The following is an 18,228-nucleotide window of genomic DNA, read 5'->3' on the forward strand; positions in this document are numbered from 1 at the left end:
TCCTGTTGCCAGTTACAGGCTGGCGGCGTCTTGTTTGAGTTGTTCGCGAAAATCCGGATGAGCGATCTCTATCATGCAGCGAGCGCGCTGGCTCAGACTCAGCCCGCGCAGGTCGGCGACGCCATATTCAGTAATGATCAGTCCGGCGTCGCTGCGCGGTGTGCTCACCGGCCCACTCAGGCGAGACACGATCCGACTGCGCGGCCCGGCAGTGGAGGGCAGGGCAATGATGGGCAGCCCTCCACGCGATTGTCGTGCTCCGCGCAGGAAGTCAACTGCGCCGCCCAAGGCGCCGATGTACTGGCCACCCGCGCTTTCCGCATTGATTTGCCCTGTCAGGTCCACCTCAATCGCCGAGTTGATAGCTACCAGGCGATCCTGAGCCGCCAGGACCTGCGGTGAATGGGTATATTCGGTGGAGCGCATGCGGATCAATGGATTGCGATGAGCGAAGCGGTGGATCAGTTCGCTGCCCATCAGCACCCCAGCCACGGTAACTCCTTTGTCCAGACTCTTGCGGGAATTGGTGATGACGCCCCGTCGCATGAGCTCGGCCACCCCGTCACCAATGGTCCCGGAGTGCACGCCGAGCTCCCGATGGTCATGCAGAGCTTGAAGTACGGCTTCGGGGATCGCGCCAATTCCAAGTTGAAGCGTAGCGCCGTTTTCAATGCGCTCGGCAACGCGCTGGGCGATGGCACGCTCCACTGGCCCAGGCTCCACCGTCCGGCTTTGCAGGGGCGGGCGATCGGTGTGCAGTATGACGTCCAGCTCGTCCTGGATCAGGTAGCGCTCACCGAATGTCCATGGGCATGCCTGGTTGACTTCGGCTATGACAACCCTGGCGGTTTCCAGGGCGGGCAGCAGGTATTCGTGTGCAAGCCCCAGGCTGAACCGTCCCAGCTCATCTGGCGGTGCCAATTGCAACATCAGCACGTCGACGCTCAGCAGGCCCTGGCGAATCAACGTGGGGAATTCGGAATAATGGCAAGGCAGGATATTAAGTACGCCCGCCTTGGTCAGTGCTCTGTTGTGCCCGCTGCCGCAATACGAGACAAACTCGACGCAGTCGGCATGTTCAGGGAGGCAGGTGTCGCTGTCGGTGATGCCCAGAAAGGCGCGCAAATGTCCGATGCGCCGACGGCTAAGCATCAGCGCGTTCGTCAACGGCACAGGTTCGGCATTGGCCTGCCCCCACATCACGGTCTCGCCGGGCCGGATGATGCAGCTGAGGTCGAGCGAGTCTTCGTGGGTGAAAATTTTAGTCATGGTCATTTTTCAGTTGGCGAGTCAGTTGCCCCAGGCGTGTGAGGGCATTGCGGGCGTCATCAATCATTTCATCAAAGATGGATTCCACAGGCTTGATGGCATCGGCAAACACCACCGCCGGCCCGTAATCGAGCATCCCCTGGCGGCTATCGCCGCTTCGATAGGCTTGAGTTGCGAGGGCACCCATCACATGCGCTCGATATTGCTCGAATTCGCTGGAGCCGCTGGCATCGAGCGCTGCAACAGCCTTGGCGCTGTCATTGACCAGAACCCGGTGATGGTCTTTCAGGCCGGTTTTCACCACGATGCTCTCCGTGCCGTCACCGCGGACCACCTGCTTTTTGTAGGCGTCATGGATTGCGAGCTCCTTGGCGACCAGCATGCGTGAGCCCATCAGGATAGCGTCAGCGCCCATCGCCAGACTGGCTGCCAGTTGCCGGCCTGTGCCTATGCCACCGGCAATCACGATTGGCAGACTGAGTTCTGCGGTAGCCTGCGCGGCTTGCACCATGCTGCTGATGCCATAGATCCCGGGGTGCCCCCCGCAATCATTGCCCACCACGATCACTCCATCGACGCCCAGCCGCGCCGCCGTGTGGGCATACCGCACCGCAGGCACTTTGTGCAGCACCTTCACACCGGCGTCGCGCAGCATGGGCAGCACCGGTTCGGGGCTTGCACCTGCCGTTTCGACACACTTCACACCTGCTTCAATCAGGATTTGCAAATGGCGCTCCAGCCGTTGCGCCCCTCCGGCCTGGCGAGAGATATAGAGGTTTACGCCAAAGCCCTTGCCGCCGGTCAGCAGGCGGCATCGCGTCAACTGTTCGCGAAATGCGTCGGGGTCGGGAAAACCGGCCGCCACAATGAAGCCCATGCCGCCCGCGTTGACCACGGCTGCTACATAGTCGGCGTCGGCAATTGCAGGACCCAGACCACCGCAAAGTATCGGATGGCGAATACCCAGCATTTCGGTGATGCGAGTGGTGAAGAGTGCTTCACGCATCGGCTGTTACCTTTGGTGATGGACGCCGGACAGGGCACCTGCCAGCGACTCGGGCGCAAGTACAGGATGGACATCCCGACTCATGTAGAGGGTGCTGCGGCCGCTGGCGAGAAGAATTCCGGCGCAGCATGTCACGCGCGCTTGCGCTGTCCAAAGGCGGCCTCCCTGATGTAGCACGCTGCCTTCGATGCGTAACTCACCCAGGCTCGCGGCGCGATGAAAGTCGGTTTGCAGGTTGACCGTGCTGACGCCACGGCCGCTGATGCACAGCGCCGCATAACCGCAGGCAACATCGATAAGGCTGCTGATGATGCCACCATGCAGCCGCCGCAGTGCCTCGGTTCCCAGCATCTCTGGGCGGCTCGGCAAACGCAGCTCGAGTCCTCTTTCATCGATTCGGTGAACACGCAATTGCATCCAGGTACTGAAGGGGTTGGCGTCGATGACCTGTTGCAATTGGATCGGCGTCAACGGTCGCAGGCATGAGTCACTCATGTGAGAGTCCGTGTACGGTTGCCTCACCGACGCCGGCCTTTTTCAAACGCTTCATGTGATTTTTGCCCTCAACCCCGAGCTCGCGGCGCTAGTGCGGCGCTACTGATGGGGCTTAATTTATAATGAACGACGTTCATATATCAATACGTTTTTTTCGTCTCGTCCTCGCGGCTTCTTCCGTTCGTGGCCCCTTTTTGCACAATTGCTGCTTGTACTCCCCGAATTAGGCGAGAAATAAAAAATCATTAGTTTTCTTGCGCAGCACCAATATCTCTACTATTTATGAAACGCCATTCACATTAGTGAATATGCAGTTGCCGCACCCTCACAAATAAAAAGTCAAAAGGGTTATCAATGATGATGAAGGCTGCGGGGCGATTGCCGCCCCATTTGCTCGGCGTCACGATTGCGTTCATGACAGTGGGCCAGGTTCAGGCGTTCGAGGCAGACATGGGTGATTCCGATTTTCACCTGAGGTGGGACAACACCGCCCGGTACAACTGGGGGATGCGCCTTCAGGACCAGAGTCATCTGGTCGATCGTGCAAGCGGTGGCGCATACGACCAGAGCAACGCCGCGTTCGACAAATACGACACCATAACCAACCGGCTCGATTTGCTCACCGAACTGGACCTGAATTATCAGGGCCTGTACGGCGCGCGCCTCAGTGCAGCCGCCTGGTATGACGAGGCCTATGATGGCAAGCATCCGGCATCGGTCCCTGGCGGCACCAGCTACGTCGACAATCAATTCACCCCTATCGTCAAGCGCTACTACGCGGGACCCTCGGGCGAGTTCTTGGATGCCTACGTGTACGGACGTTTCGAACCTGCAGGCCTGGCCACCGATGTGCGCGCTGGCCAGCATGCGGTGATCTGGGGCGAGGGACTTTTCGGCAGCACCAACGCAGTGTCCTATTCGCAAGCGCCCGCTGATCTGCGCAAGGGCACCGCCAACCCCGGCGCCTCTGCGAAGGAAACGGCGCTGCCTGTCGATCAGATCTCCTTCATGACTCAACTCAGCGACGACATCGTGTTGGCGGGGCAGTATCTGTTCGAGTGGAAACCTAACCGCATCCCCGAGGGCGGGACCTACTTTGCGGGGAGCGACGCGATACTCGAGGGCCCCAACGTGGGGCGGGGCAAGGCCATCGAGGGCGACAAGGGCGACTACGGCGTGTCGCTACGGTATCGACCGGAATGGTTCGATGGCACGCTCGGTTTCTACTATCGCCGCTTCGATGAGAAGTCGGCATGGGTTTCCCAGCGCGACTTTGCCACAGGCCTGGTGCACGCGGTTTATGCCAAGGACATCGAGCTGTACGGTGTCAGCGTCAGCAGTAACCTGGGGGGTGTTTCAGTCGGGGCCGAATTGTCCTACCGCGAAAATATGCCACTCAATTCAAGTGGCGCGGCCGCAGACCAGGCGCATCACCTGGAAGGCGCTCGCGGTTCGACCTGGCATGGGTTGCTCAATGCAGTGCAGACGTATGGTGACACGGCGTTCTTCGACTCGGCCAGCCTGTCTGGCGAGCTGGCGTGGGCAAGGCTGGATAAAGTCACCGACAACCGTGGCGCCTACCGTGCCAAGGGTTATAACGCCGGTTGCAACAGCAACGCCACCATGCTCGGTTGCTCAGATGATGAGTTCTATTCGATTTCAGTGGCGTTTACCCCGACCTGGGTCCAGGTCTTCCCCGGCATCGACCTCAAGCTGCCGATTTTCCTCTCGCGAAATCTCAGCGGAAACGCGCCCACCAACGGCGGAGGCAGTGAAGGCTTCACCACGGCGAAGGCAGGCATTTCTGCAGAGGCTTACGCCCGTCATTTCGTGGATCTGGCCGTGACCTACTACGACCAGAAAAAAAGCCAGTCGGACAACCTGATTCTCGGCGCTCCCTATCTGGATAAGGCCTGGGTATCACTGACCTACCAGACCTCCTTTTGACTCGCCGACCATTCTATCGAGGCACTCCCATGTTTAAAGAAACCTTTGCAGCTTGCGCAATCGCAAGCCTGTGTGGCCATGCGCTCGCCGCAGTCAGCGCCGATGAAGCGGCGCAGTTGGGCGCCGGCCTGACGCTGTTTGGCGCCCAGGCGCAGGCCAACGCAGACGGCAGCATTCCCGCCTACAACGGCGGCCTTCCTACCTCGACCAATCCCGCCGGCTTCGTCAAGGACAGCGGAAAATGGGTCAACCCCTATGCGGCGGAGAAGCCCCTGTACGTGATCACCGCCGCTAACATGGCTGACTACACGGACAAGCTGTCGGAAGGCACCAAGGAAATGCTGCGCCGGCAGCCCACCTACCGGCTTGATGTGTATCCCACTCATCGAAGTGTCAATTACCCGCAGTACATCCTGGACAAGACCCGTAGCAATGCGACCCGGGCCAGCCTCGGCAAGGGGGGCGATGCCCTGCAGGGTGCAATTGGTGGGATTCCGTTTCCGATCCCGAAAACCGGCCAGGAAGTGATGTGGAACCATATGACGCGGTACAACGGTATCGCGGTCGAAGATCACATGCGCAACTTCTACGTCGATAGCAACGGCAAATTGATCAACTCAGGCGAAATCAAGCTGTCGCGCAATTTCGCCTTTCACAACACGGAGGGCACGGCAGAGTCGATCAAGAAGAACGATTCGTTCATCTTCCAGAATGCTTACCACTTCACCGGCCCGGCACGCAGCGTCGGTGATGCGACCATGTATTACGACACTGTCGACCTGGTCGACATGCCCCGGCGTGCCTATGCCTATTCGGCGAGTACGCGCCGTGTGCGTCTTAGTCCGGACATCGCCTACGACACCCCTATCGCTTCGCAGGGAGGGGTTACCACGTATGACGATGCTGAACTCTACACCGGCCGTCTCGATCGTTTTGACTGGAAGTTGGTGGGCAAACGTGAACTCTACATCCCCTACAACATTTATGACCTGAGCTTCAAGGTGACCTCGGACAAGTCACTGACACCCAAGCACGTGAATCCCGACCATGTGCGCTGGGAGCTGCACCGGGTGTGGGTCGTGGAGGGAACGCTCAAGCCTGGCGTGCGTCACGTCTACAGCAAACGGGTGTACTACTTCGATGAAGACTGGTCGGGCGCAGGGGTTGCTGATGAGTACGACGGTTCGGGCAAGCTGTATAAGTCGCTGCAGCAGGGCATGAGCCAGCTGTACGACAAGCAGGCTCCCATGTCGCGCACCTATTGGGCATATGACTTCGCAACCGGAGCCTATTCTTTTTCCCAGCATTATGCCGATCTGAAATTCGGCTGGAAGGTGCTGGACAAGTTGCTCCCCCGTTCAACATTCATCCCGGAAGCCTTGCAGGCTCGTAGCGGCCGCTGAGCGGTTGCCGTCATCGACTGGCGTCGCATGACGCCAGGCGTCACCTACAAGGATCATTGCGATGCGACTGATACAACAAACCCTATTGGCGTTTGCCGGGTTGCTGTTCGGCTTGGCTGGCGTCATGGCAGCCGAGTTCCGCGACCCTCTGGACTTGCCGGCCAGCCCCAGCGCATTGGCCCGCAGCAGCATGTTGACCGGCATCACTCAGGTGCCCAATGGCCGATGGGTGGCCGTCGGCCGACGTGGACACATCCTGTATTCCGATGACGCTGCCACCTGGCATCAGGCGAGTGTGCCGGTCTCGGTAGATTTGGTCGCTGTGCATTTCCCCACCGCGGAGCAGGGCTGGGCGGTTGGCCATGGCGCGGTCATCCTGCATACCGCCGATGGCGGCCGAACCTGGGTCAAGCAAATGGACGGGCGGCTATTGGCGGATCTGTTGATTGCGTACTGGCAACCGCTCGCCGCCAGTGCCAGTGACGACGAGCCTGGCGCATCCCTGGCGCTGATGGACGCCGAACGTTTGAAGGCGGAGGGGCCTGGCCGGCCCTTCCTGGATGTACGCTTCGCCGATGCGCTGAATGGCTACGCGGTGGGTGCATACAATCTCTTGCTGCAGACGCGCGACGGAGGTCAGACCTGGCAGTCACTGGCAAGTCGAACGGACAACCCGGGAGGCTTGCACTTCAACGCCGTCGGGCTGGGCGACGGCGGCCGCGTTTACCTGGCTGGGGAGCAGGGCTTGTTGCTGCAAGACAATCCGCTGACAGGGCGATTCGAAGCGCTGGCTACACCTTATGGCGGCACTTGGTTCGGAATGCTTGAGCAGCCTGGGCGCCTGCTGCTTTTTGGTCTTCGCGGCAACGCCTACGTCAGTCATGACGGTGGGCGCCACTGGCGACAGGCGAGTACCCAAAGCGAAAGTACGATAACCGCGGCGACGCCCCTGGGCGACGGCCGAGTGGTCCTCATCACCCAGGCAGGCGAAGTGTTGCTCAGTGACGATGATTCGGCTGAACGGTACCGCCCGGTTGCCAGCCAGCAATCGATCCCTTTGTACGGTGTAACTCCGGCAGGAGGTGAAGCCATCGTCGCCGTTGGCCTCGGTGGGGTGACGCGCATCGAACTTGGACGTCAGTGAGGAGACCGACATGACCATTTTTTTGGACAACGATGCCGATCACCGGCGCGTGGTCAGCGAACGCTCGCAATTTGATTCGAACTCGGGCAGCGCTCTGGAGCGCCTCCTGTTCAACCATCGTGGCATTATCATGCTGGTGTGCGGTTTGCTGACCGTCCTGTGTGCCTTCCAGGCAAGCAAGCTGCAGGTCAACGCAGGGTTTGAAGACATCATTCCCCAGTCGCACCCCTATATCCGCAACTACCTGGAGAACAAAACAGACCTTCGGGGGCTCGGCAACAATCTTCGCGTCGTCGTGGAAAATACCCAGGGCGACATCTACGACCCCGAATACCTGGAGGCGCTCAGGCAAGTGAACGACAAGCTGTTCCTGATGCCGGGCGTGAACCGCTCCTTCGTGAAATCGATCTGGATGCCTGTCGTGCGCTGGACCGAGGTCACCGAGGAGGGGTTCCGCGGTGGCCCGGTGATGCCGGACACCTATGATGGCTCCGCCCGAGCGATCAGTGACCTGCGACTGAACGTCAGCCGAGCAGGGCTTCGCGCGAATCTAGTAGCCAACGATCAGCGCTCGGCCATGATCGTCGCGCCTTTGCTGGAGCGTTATGCCGACACCGGCAAGGCCATTGATTACCGCCAGCTTTACCATCAGCTCGAAACCTTGCGTTCAATGCAGGACACTGCCGTGCCGGACAAGCCGGGGAAAATTCGTGTCCACATCGTCGGGTTCGGGAAACTGGCCGGTGACCTGATCAGCGGTTTGTATCAGGTCATGCTCTACTTTGCTATCGCGGCCCTGGTGACCATTGTCATCCTGTTTTTCTACACCCGTTGCGTGCGCAGCACAGTCCTGGTAGTTGCCTGTTCACTGGTGGCGGTTGTGTGGCAACTGGGCATGGTGCGCGCGCTGGGTTATTCGCTCGATCCCTACTCCATACTCGTTCCGTTCCTGGTGTTTGCCATCGGCATTTCGCACGGCGCCCAGAAAATGAACGGCATCATGCAGGACATCGCCAGCGGTACGCACAAATACGTCGCGGCGCGTTTTACCTTTCGCCGATTGTTCTTGGCCGGGTTGACTGCACTGGTCGCCGACGCAGTCGGCTTCGCCGTGCTCATGATCATCGACATCCCGGTGATCAAGTCGTTGGCACTGACCGCAAGTATTGGCGTTGCCGTGCTGGTATTCACCAACCTCATCCTGTTGCCAATTCTTCTGTCCTGCGTCGGTGTCGGCGCAGCGGCAGCACGGCGAAGCCACGAGGCCGTGCAGAATCCACCTGGCGCCTGGAACGTGCTGGTACGTTTCACTGAGCCTGCGTGGGCGATATCTGCGATCGGCGTGGCCGTCATACTCTCGGTTCTGGGCTTTGTCCTCAGCCTGCAGTTGCAGATTGGTGATCTTGACGCTGGCGCGCCGGAGCTGCGACCAGACGCGAGGTACAACCAGGACGCAGCATTCATCACGGACCACTACAGGCTGTCCAGTGATCAATTTGCTGTGATGGTAAAGACGCCGCCAGGAGGTTGCGAAGCCTGGCAGACTCAGATGGAAATAGATCGTCTTGAATGGGCGTTGCAACAGGTGCCGGGCGTGCAGAGCACGGTGTCCCTGGCGGGCGCAGTCAGTCGGCTGTCCTCGGCCCTGTTCGAAGCCTCGCCGAAATGGATCACCATCAGCCATAACCAGGCACTGGTGAACACCTCGGTGCTGCGGGCTCAGGAAGCCAATCCGGACCTGGTCAATTCGGATTGTTCGATGGTGCCCGTCATCGCTTATCTGGCCGATCACAAGGCGCAGACGCTGAATCGGGTTTTGCTGGCCGTGGAAGCTTTCGCCCGCGAGCATGACTCCGATCGTGCTTTGTTCCTCCCGGCCGCAGGTTCCGCGGGGATCGAAGCGGTGACAAATATTGTGGTGCGGGACGCCAATCGCACCATGCTGGTGTTCGTTTATCTGGCGGTGGCCGTGCTGTGTTTTATCACGTTCCGCAGTTGGCGAGCGGTCGTGGTGGCCTTGGTGCCACTGATCGTGACTTCGATTTTGTGCGAGGCGCTGATGGTCGCGCTGGGGATCGGCGTCAAGGTTGCGACACTGCCCGTGATTGCCCTGGGGGTTGGCATCGGTGTCGACTACGCCTTGTACCTGCTCAGCGTGCAACTGGCCCAGCAGCGTAACGGGGTGCCGTTGGCGCAAGCCTACCGGCATGCGTTGCTGTTCACCGGCAAGGTGGTCGCGCTGGTAGGCGTCACACTCGCTGCTGGCGTCATCACCTGGGCATGGTCGCCTATCAAATTTCAGGCAGATATGGGCATTTTGCTGACCTTCATGTTCGTGTGGAACATGCTCGGTGCGCTGATCCTCATTCCAGCCTTGTCTTGCTTCCTGCTACGGAGTGCATCGCGATGAAACTGGAAATTCCCGGACCTGCAGCGAGCCTGCAAGCATTCCCCAAGCCGGCCACGGCGTGGTACATGACGGGCGTGCTCTTCCTGCTCTACTGGTTGTCGCTGCTGGATCGACTGGTCATCTCGCTGCTGGTCGACCCGATTCGCCGCGACCTGGGCATCACTGATTTCGAATTGTCACTGCTGCAAGGTTTTGCCTTCGGCGTCTTTTACGCAGTGTGCGGGTTACCTTTGGGCTGGCTGGTGGATCGCTTCAGTCGACGTTGGGTCATTTTCGGCGGCGTAACTATCTGGACGCTGGCCACCACTTTCTGCGGCGTGGCTCACAGCTATTGGCAGCTTTTTCTGGCGCGTGTCGGTGTCGGCGCAGGGGAGGCCGCCTTGAGTCCGGCGGCGTATTCGCTGATGGCCGATAGCTTCCCGGCGCACCGGCTGACGACTGCCCTGGCGGTCTATTCCCTCGGCTCGCTGTTCGGAACCGGCATGGCCTATCTACTGGGCGGTGTCATCGTCGGCCTGGTCAGTGAGCATCACTCGGTGCTGCTACCGCTGGTTGGCGAAGTGCGCTCATGGCAACTGGTCTTCATCGCCATTGGCCTTCCTGGTGTGTTCCTGGGTTTGTTGGTATTCACCTTCCGCGAGCCTCCCCGGCGCACCACTGCTTCCTCGCGCCCATCCACCGCCCTGGTGGGCCAAGTGTTCGGCGAGGTCTTTCGGCATATTCGCCGCCACGGACGGTTTTTCTTCTGTCACCATATAGGCTTCACGCTGTGCGTCATGGCTGTCGCGGGAATGGCACTATGGGCGCCCACCTACCTTTATCGCGCTTTCGCGTGGAAGCCTGCACAGGTGGGAATCTGGCTTGGCGTGGTGGGTACGTTGGGCGGGGTCATCGGTGCGTTGGGATGCGGTCAGTTGATTGATCGGCAGGTCGCCCGAGGGCGCCTTGACGCTCACATGCGGTTGTTCAGCCTGACCTCCCTCGTGAGCGTGCCGGTCGCGGTGGTCGGAGTGCTGTGGCACGACCCGTATATATTCCTGGCGGCCTTCTTCCTCATCCAGGTGCTGGTCAGCCCGATCATGGGCATTTCAGCCGCGGCCCTGCAAATCGCTGCCCCGGCTCACCTGCGTGGTCGTCTGTCCTCGCTCTATCTATTCGTGATGATCTTGCTGGGAATTGGCGCTGGACCCTCAGTCGTCGCCGCATTCACCGATTTCATTTTCCAGGACGATGCCAAGGTGGGTTATTCGCTCGCGTTGATCTTCGTCCTGGCCTGTCCGTTATCCGCACTTGCCCTCCACTTGGGCCGTCCGGCCATGCGCTCGGCCGTGGTAGAAAACTTGGCGGTCTGAGTGCTGGCAACGTAAGCAAAAAAATGAGGCGTGATGCGGCACGCCTCTTGAGGGGAATCAACGAAGGGGTATTTCTAGTTTTTCCGGATACTGCTCACGGAGCATCGTCACCGGGCAGGTGGACGAACTTGAAGGTCCCGCTGGCGCTGGCCACAAGCCGTCCTTGCTCATCAAACAGGTCGCCGTCGCAAAATGCGAGACTCTTGCTGGCGTATCGCAACCGGCCACGTGCCGACAGTCTCCCGGCGGCGCCACCAGGACGCAGGAAATTGGTTTTCATTTCCACCGTCACACATGAACGGCATTTGGGATCTGAAGTGCGGGCCGCTGCCGCCATGGCCATATCGAGCAGGGTCATCATCAATCCCCCATGCGCCTGGCCAGCGCCATTGAGGTGTTTGTGCTCCAGATCGACAACCAGGCACGGGGGCTCGGGGTCTGGTTCGACGAGGATATCCAGGTAGTCAAGAAAGGGAACATCCACACGGTAATCAGCGTAACGGACGGCTCTTTTTCTGGTGTCGTGATCAGCCATGTGGTCTCCTAACGGTGCTTGAATTGCGGCGGGCGTTTTTCCACGAATGCGGCCAGGCCTTCGCTCTGGTCTTCGGTGCCAAACGTGACATAGGCCATACGACGCTCGTAAAGAACCCCTTCGCTGAGACTGCTTTCAAACGCCCTGTTGACGCATTCCTTGGCCAATGCCACGACCGGTTGCGAGAACCCAGCCATTTTGGCCGCCAATGCCAATGCCTCATTACGAAGTTCAGCGAGCGGTACCACACGGCTGACCAGGCCGCTGCGTTCGGCTTCTTCTGCCAGCATCGGACGGCCACTGAGGATCATTTCCATGGCCTTGTACTTGCCAACGGCGCGTGTAAGACGTTGAGTGCCTCCGGCGCCAGGAATGGTCGCCAGAGTGATTTCGGGCAGGGCGAAACGTGCGTTATCGGCAGCGATGATGACATCGCACATCATCGCCAGCTCACAACCGCCACCGAGTGCCAGACCACTCACCGCCGCGATTACCGGTTTACGACAGCACGCGGCGCGCTCCCAGTTGGCGGTGATGAACTGCCGCTTGAAGACGTCCATCATGCTCCACTCGCGCATCATCTTGATGTCTGCGCCGGCAGCGAAGGCCTTGTCGCTGCCGATCAGCACGATGGCGCCGATCGTGTCATCCGCCTCCAGCTCGTCGAGCACGGTGGTCAGCTCGTCCATCAACTGATCGTTTAATGCGTTGTAGGCTTCTGGTCGGTTCAGGCGTACTACGCCGACATTTTCCTGTTTTTCCAGGATGAGGGTTTCAAAAGGCATATTTCCGCTCCTGTGGAAGCAGGCGCTGAGGCGCCAGGGTTGCGTTACATGTTGGGGTAGTTGGGGCCGCCAGCGCCTTCAGGGGGCACCCACGTGATGTTTTGCGCAGGGTCCTTGATGTCGCAGGTCTTGCAATGCACGCAATTCTGCGCATTGATCTGGAAGCGCTTATGACCGTCCTCCTGCGTCACCACTTCGTACACGCCGGCCGGGCAATACCGCTGCGCGGGCTCGTCGTACAGCGGCAGGTTGCTGGTCAGGGGGACATCCGGATCGGCGAGCCTTAAATGGCAAGGTTGTTCCTCTTCATGATTGGTGTTGGAGAGAAACACCGACGACAGCTTGTCGAAGCTGAGCTTGCCGTCCGGTCTGGGGTAGCTGATTTTTTCGGATTTGGCCGCAGGCTTGAGGCAGGCATGATCCGGTTTGTTGTCGTGGAGCGTAAACGGCAGCTTTCCGCCGAAGACATTCTGGTCAATGAAGTTGAAAGCACCGCCAGCCAGCGCGCCAAACTTGTGCAGGGCGGCACCAAAGTTGCGGCTACGGAACAACTCGTCGTACAGCCAACTGGCCTTGAAGCCCTCGACGTATTCATGAAGCATGTCGCCACCTTCGCGGCCGGCGAGCAGGGCATCGGCTACTGCTTGCGCAGCAAGCATGCCGGACTTCATGGCGGTATGGCTGCCTTTGATCTTGGCGAAATTCAGGGTCCCAAGGTCGCAGCCAATCAGTGCGCCGCCAGGAAATATCATTTTTGGAAGCGAGTTCAAACCGCCCTTGCAAATGGCGCGGGCGCCGTAGGACAAGCGTTTGCCGCCTTCCAGATAGTGTGCGACCACCGGGTGATGCTTGTACCGTTGGAATTCGTCGAACGGCGACAGGTACGGGTTGCTGTAGGACAGGTCGACAATCAGCCCGACCACCACCTGGTTGTTTTCCAGGTGATAAAGGAAAGAGCCGCCGGGATTGTCGTCATTGAGCGGCCAACCTGCGGTGTGCACCACGAGCCCAGGTTCGTGCCGAGTGGGGTCGATTTCCCAGATTTCCTTGACGCCTATTCCGTAATGCTGGGCATCTGCCTCGCTATCGAGCTGATATTGTTTGATCAGTTGTTTGCCAATGTGTCCACGGCAGCCCTCGGCAAACAAGGTGTACTTGCCGCGCAATTCCATGCCGGGTGTGTACAGGCCATCTTTGGGCTGGCCGTCACGATCCACCCCAAGGTCACCCGTCACAATGCCGCGCACCACGCCTGCTTTGTCGATCAACGCTTGCTGGGCCGCAAAGCCTGGGTAGATCTCGACGCCCAGGTTCTCCGCCTGCTGGCCAAGCCACCGGCAAAGATTACCGAGCGAAATGATGTAGTTACCTTCGTTGTGCATCGTCTTGGGCACAAAGAATGCCGGTATCTGGGTGGCGGTATCCGGCCCCTGCAGCAGATAGATGTCGTCGCGGGTCACTGGCGTGTTGAGCGGCGCACCCCGTTCGTGCCAATCGGGGAATAACTCGTCCAGGGCGCGAGTTTCAAACACTGCGCCTGAGAGGATATGGGCGCCGACCTCGGAACCTTTTTCGACCACACACACGCTGATCTCCCGGCCCGCATCAGTGGCAAGCTGTTTCAGTCGGCACGCCGCTGACAGGCCGGAGGGGCCTGCGCCCACGATGACAACGTCAAATTCCATGTACTCACGATCGGACAACAGATTTTCTCCTATGCCACGTCTGCGGTGGCGACCAGTTTCACGGTAGCGTCGCAGTCGCGACGAGCAGGTAGTGGGACACCGAAGGGACAGTCCCGGGTTTCAGGTAATGTGTCAGTTGGCTTTCCTGCTCGAAATCAGCCAGCGTGCTTCTTTGGCGCTGCAGCAGATGCTCGCCCCAGGAGGCAATGATGAAGCGCTCGCTGAAACGCTGGGGGTCGGCAAGATCCTGATACAGGAGCCAGTGGCTGGCGCCGTCGCGTTTGCGGATGCGCCCCAGGCGAAACAGCTGATTGCAGAATCGATCCTGGTGCTCGGCCACAATCTGATAGTCGACCTGGACCGCCACCGGCCCGTCACTGGCATTCGGGCTGCCGTACACGCGTGGCTCCGCCCAGTGTGCCGACAAGGTCACCTCGGCTTCCTGGCCCATGCGCAATGGATAATGACGGGTAAAAAACAGACCGATGGCGATCAAGCCCGCGGCAAGGGTCAGCGTCCACGAAACCCCCATGTAGTTGGCCACTGCGCCCCAGAGCATGCCGCCAATGGCCATGGAACCCTGGAACGTCAGCATGAAGATGGCCAATGCCCGCGCCCGCACCCAGGCCGGGAGGGTGGTCTGGTAGGCAGCACTGGTGGTCGAATTGAAGTTGATCCAGGCCGCGCCGGCTAATACCAGGGTGATGCTGGTCAGGTAGAGGAAGGGGGTCCAGGCCGCAACCAGCATTGCCAGCATGAAGATGACGCTGGATATCGCCGCCAGGCGCTGCAGATTATTGATGCGCGACCTGAACTGGTTGAGCAGGACTCCGCCCAGAACGGCGCCGGCGCCCAGACTGCCCACCAGCAGGCCGTAGCCGCCCACCTCGTCGCCGCCAGCGACCAACGGCAGCAAGGCCCAGAGGCTGCTCGCGCAACTGATGAAGAACAAAGTCCGCAGGATGTGACCATGCAGCGGATACGCATGGCGAACATACCGCAGGCCGGTACGCATGGCGGTCAGCAGTGGCTCCCTTGGCGCAGGCGTCGTAGGGCCAGGTCGATACCCGAAAATGAATATCGCGAGCACGGCCACCAGCAACACGATGTTCAGAGCGAACACCCATTGCAGGCTCGAACTGGCAATGATGATGCCGGCGAGGGCGGGCCCCACGGCACGGGCTGCGTTATAGGCGATCGCATTGAGATTGATGGCTGCGCCCAGAACACTGCGAGGCACCGCATCCGACGTCGTCGCCTGCCAGGCGGGGATACTCACCGCGCTGCCGGTTCCGAGGCTGAACGCCAACAGTAAGAGACCCCACGGCGTAAGCTGATCATTGATCAACAACAAGAAGAGCAACACAGTCGCAGCCAGCATCCAGGCGTGAGTGACGATCAGGATCCGCCGCTTGTCGATGAAGTCGGCATAAACGCCGGCCGGCAGACCGAAGAGGAAAGCCGGCAAGGTGATTGCCGTCTGCACCAGCGCCACCATCAACGGAGAGGGATCGAACTGGACCATCAACCACGCTGCCGCGACGTTCTGCATCCACAGGCAGATGTTCGCTGTCAGCGTTGCGCACCAGACGGCCCGAAACAACGCATAACGCAACGGTGGCAGGTTATCGGCCGTTGTTTGATGGCCTGTGGATCCGTCTGGCTGCATGCTGGGCCTGTCGGGGGTGTGACCCCTATTTATTATAATGAACGGTGTTTACTATTCTGAATGCGTTTTTTGGTTGCTGTCAACCGCTAGCTCGACGACGGGTGCCAGCAGTGCCCTGATGACGGCCACCAAAGCCAATGGCTGATCGAGCATCAGATGATGGTGACTGTTGGGAATGCCAATAGCGCCTCGGCAGTGACGTAACCGAGAGGCGATTCGCTCGGCGCGCCAGCGTTCGACGACGATGCTTTCTTCGCCGTAAACGAAGTCCACCGGTACTTCGATACTTCCCAGCAAAGTGTCGCCATCTTTTTCATTCAGGGTAAACGGTAGGGTCGGATCAAGGCGCCAATGCCAGCCCTCGGGACTCTGCGCGATGGAATGGAATGCAACGTGCTCAAAGGTGTCCGCGAGGGGTAGCGGCTGGTCGGGGATTACCCGGTAGCGCTCCCGAATGGTCGCGTAATCAGGGTAATGCCGCGCCCGACCGCTGCGCGCTGGCGGCAGCGGAAAGCTCGACTTTGGTTCATCGAGGAAACGCACCCGGCTGTCGAGAATAACGGCCCGTCGGACCAGATCCGGTCGGTGGGCGCAGACGCTGAGCGTGCGCAAACCGCCATAGCTGTGACCGACCACGGTGGCAGGGCCGAGCGCGTTCTCGAGAATGGCGATCAGGTCATCGGAGAAAGCCTGCGCGCTGTAAGTCTGTCGAGCTCCGCTTTCGCCCATCCCGGAAAAATCCATTGCGAAAACCCGATAGCGATCGACGAAGTAGGGCGCAATGAAATCCCACCAGTGGCTGTTGGCCCGGTAGCCGTGAGCGAACAGCAGAACCGGTTTCTCGGCATCGCTCGCGTTCCAGCTGCGGTAGTGCAACCGTGTCTCTGGAATCTGCAGAAAATGCGAGCGTGTCGGGGCGTCGACGGCGCGCAGCAGCCAAGGTTGTGCATCGCGATATAGTGGCGTAGGCGAGGGTCCTCCACCATTTGGCGCATCATCCAGTGCCGCCGCCAGGCTCGCCAGCCTGGCTTTCCAGATCTTGCCTGTGCTGCCTTGGGGCAATTGCTCCAGAATGACGATACGACCTGGTCGCTTGTAAGGTGCAATCAGCTCGCGCAAGGCGTTGTCGATACTCGACGCGTCGATCTTGTGGCCGGCTTGTGGCTCGACGAACGCAACGACTTCTTCATCACCTTCTGCAAGGGCTCGCCCCACGACGCCCGAGGCGGCAACACCTGGCAGGCTGTTGAGCGCCGCTTCCACTTCCGCGGGGTAAACGTTGAAGCCTGAGCGGATGATCATTTCCTTCTGGCGACCGGCAATGGCGAGTGCGCCGTCAGGAAGGCGTTTGCCGAGGTCCCCGGTGGCGATCCATCCCCCAGGACGCAAGGTGGCAGCGGTTTCCGTCGGGTTACGGTAGTAGCCGAGCATCGTTGCCGGCGCCCGCATCCATAGCTCACCGATGCTGCCGTCGCTCACGTCGCAGCCTTTGGCGTCGACGAAACGGATCTCGACGCCCTCTTCAGGGAAGCCGATAGTGCCGGGTTCGCTCAGGCGGTCACCCGGGGTTCGGGCACCCGGTGCGCACTCGGTCATTCCATAGCCATTGACCAACGGTATGCCGAACAGCAACTGGACCCGCCGTTGCAGGGTGGCATCGAGCGGCGCACCGCCGCAGCTGATGTAGCGCAGCTGATGGCCCGAGACGTCCAGCCGTTGGGCGACGATGTAATCGAGCAGCCGGGAGTAGATGATCGGAACGAACGACAGATGCGAAATACTGCCGTCGGCGATGCCGGCTGCCAGCTGCGGCAACGCCAGGCGAGCCATCAGGCGCAGACTGGCGCCTGCCGCCATCACCGACATGAGATTGGCGATTCCCATGATGTGCGCAAGGGGTGCGACGCCGTTGTAGCAGTCGGTAGCGCTGACGCGACGCGAGCGACTGAGGATCGAGCCGAGCGCCAGAAGCCCGCCGTGGCTGTGCATCACGGCCTTGGGCTGTCCGGTGGTGCCAGAGGTAAAGATGAGCAGCCCCACATTCGTGTCGGCCGACGGCGGCTGTGCTTCGGTGGTATCGCTAGCGCTGAGCGCGACCGGCCCCGCGAGCAAACCCTCGACAGGCACGGCGCCGGCTTTCGATGCCTGGGCTTCACACGCTTCGCTGTCTTCCACCGCGTACAGAGAGAGCCGGGGCTCGACCAGTGCCTTGAGTCCCTCCAGCTCTGCTGCCGGCAGGCGTGCATTCACCACCGCGGGCCATGCATTGACGCGCTGGCAGGCGAAGAGGGCGACGACGGCGGCGATATTGTTTTCGGCAACAATGAGTACCCGGTCACCCGGTAAGACACCTTGCCCTGAAATCAGGGTGGCCAATTCTTCAACAGCCAGCGCGAACTGGCTGTAGTCCAGCGAGCGGCTCGCGTCACTCAGCGCGGGGGCAGAGGGCGTGACACTCGCCCAATGATGTACCACGTCACATGCCCGAGAAAGGCTCGAAATCGAGGTTGAATCAAGCGTGATAGAGC

General features: G+C 60.1%; 13 protein-coding genes. 5 read left to right on the forward strand and 8 right to left on the reverse strand.

Annotated elements, in window-relative coordinates; translation table 11 throughout:
* Window positions 1-12: 12 nt before the first annotated feature.
* Genes J2W17_RS18740 through J2W17_RS18750 form a run of 3 tightly spaced genes read right to left on the reverse strand, consistent with a single transcriptional unit; the run spans window position 13 to window position 2,770 of the window.
* Complete coding sequence (locus J2W17_RS18740; RefSeq protein WP_307337307.1) at window positions 13-1,269, reverse strand: acetyl-CoA hydrolase/transferase family protein; 1,257 nt, start codon at window positions 1,267-1,269, stop codon at window positions 13-15.
* Complete coding sequence (locus tag J2W17_RS18745; protein WP_307337310.1) at window positions 1,262-2,275, reverse strand: NAD(P)H-dependent flavin oxidoreductase; 1,014 nt, start codon at window positions 2,273-2,275, stop codon at window positions 1,262-1,264. Before J2W17_RS18745 ends, J2W17_RS18740 begins: the two co-directional genes overlap by 8 nt.
* A gap of 6 nt (window positions 2,276-2,281) precedes the next feature.
* Window positions 2,282-2,770, reverse strand: coding sequence for a PaaI family thioesterase (locus J2W17_RS18750; protein ID WP_307337313.1), 489 nt, complete (start codon window positions 2,768-2,770; stop codon window positions 2,282-2,284).
* A 354-nt stretch (window positions 2,771-3,124) separates the two neighbouring features.
* Between J2W17_RS18750 and J2W17_RS18755 the strand changes: the two genes are divergently transcribed.
* From J2W17_RS18755 to J2W17_RS18775, 5 genes are all read left to right on the forward strand, one after another.
* Window positions 3,125-4,717, forward strand: a complete 1,593-nt coding sequence (locus J2W17_RS18755; protein WP_307337316.1) for a DUF1302 domain-containing protein — start codon at window positions 3,125-3,127, stop codon at window positions 4,715-4,717.
* A 29-nt stretch (window positions 4,718-4,746) separates the two neighbouring features.
* Entirely contained in the window at window positions 4,747-6,120 is a 1,374-nt protein-coding gene (locus J2W17_RS18760; RefSeq protein WP_307337319.1) for a DUF1329 domain-containing protein, read from the forward strand.
* Between the two features lie 61 nt (window positions 6,121-6,181).
* Window positions 6,182-7,264, forward strand: a complete 1,083-nt coding sequence (locus tag J2W17_RS18765; RefSeq protein ID WP_307337323.1) for a WD40/YVTN/BNR-like repeat-containing protein — start codon at window positions 6,182-6,184, stop codon at window positions 7,262-7,264.
* Between the two features lie 10 nt (window positions 7,265-7,274).
* On the forward strand, window positions 7,275-9,674 hold the full coding sequence (locus tag J2W17_RS18770) for an efflux RND transporter permease subunit (protein WP_307337326.1): 2,400 nt from the start codon (window positions 7,275-7,277) through the stop codon (window positions 9,672-9,674).
* Window positions 9,671-11,026 (forward strand): spinster family MFS transporter, encoded by a 1,356-nt coding sequence (locus tag J2W17_RS18775; RefSeq protein ID WP_307337330.1) that lies wholly within the window; start codon window positions 9,671-9,673, stop codon window positions 11,024-11,026. The genes J2W17_RS18770 and J2W17_RS18775 overlap by 4 nt, the downstream gene beginning before the upstream one ends.
* Window positions 11,027-11,120: 94 nt before the next feature.
* Here J2W17_RS18775 and J2W17_RS18780 read toward each other — a convergent pair whose 3' ends face one another.
* The 5 genes from J2W17_RS18780 to J2W17_RS18800 are packed head-to-tail and all read right to left on the reverse strand — an operon-like array spanning window position 11,121 to window position 18,175.
* A complete protein-coding gene (locus J2W17_RS18780) occupies window positions 11,121-11,561 on the reverse strand; it encodes a PaaI family thioesterase (protein WP_307337333.1) in 441 nt (146 codons plus the stop codon).
* An 8-nt stretch (window positions 11,562-11,569) separates the two neighbouring features.
* Window positions 11,570-12,346, reverse strand: coding sequence for an enoyl-CoA hydratase (locus J2W17_RS18785; RefSeq protein WP_307337335.1), 777 nt, complete (start codon window positions 12,344-12,346; stop codon window positions 11,570-11,572).
* Window positions 12,347-12,390: 44 nt separating this feature from the next.
* Window positions 12,391-14,031: an electron transfer flavoprotein-ubiquinone oxidoreductase gene (locus J2W17_RS18790; RefSeq protein ID WP_307337339.1), complete on the reverse strand. Its 1,641-nt coding sequence runs from the start codon at window positions 14,029-14,031 to the stop codon at window positions 12,391-12,393.
* 58 nt (window positions 14,032-14,089) lie between these two features.
* On the reverse strand, window positions 14,090-15,700 hold the full coding sequence (locus J2W17_RS18795) for an MFS transporter (RefSeq protein WP_307337342.1): 1,611 nt from the start codon (window positions 15,698-15,700) through the stop codon (window positions 14,090-14,092).
* A 51-nt stretch (window positions 15,701-15,751) separates the two neighbouring features.
* Window positions 15,752-18,175 (reverse strand): alpha/beta fold hydrolase, encoded by a 2,424-nt coding sequence (locus J2W17_RS18800; RefSeq protein WP_307337345.1) that lies wholly within the window; start codon window positions 18,173-18,175, stop codon window positions 15,752-15,754.
* Window positions 18,176-18,228 lie beyond the last annotated feature (53 nt).

Origin of the sequence: Pseudomonas lini, assembly GCF_030812475.1 — a bacterium.
GTDB classification, from domain to species: Bacteria; Pseudomonadota; Gammaproteobacteria; order Pseudomonadales; family Pseudomonadaceae; genus Aquipseudomonas; species Aquipseudomonas lini_A.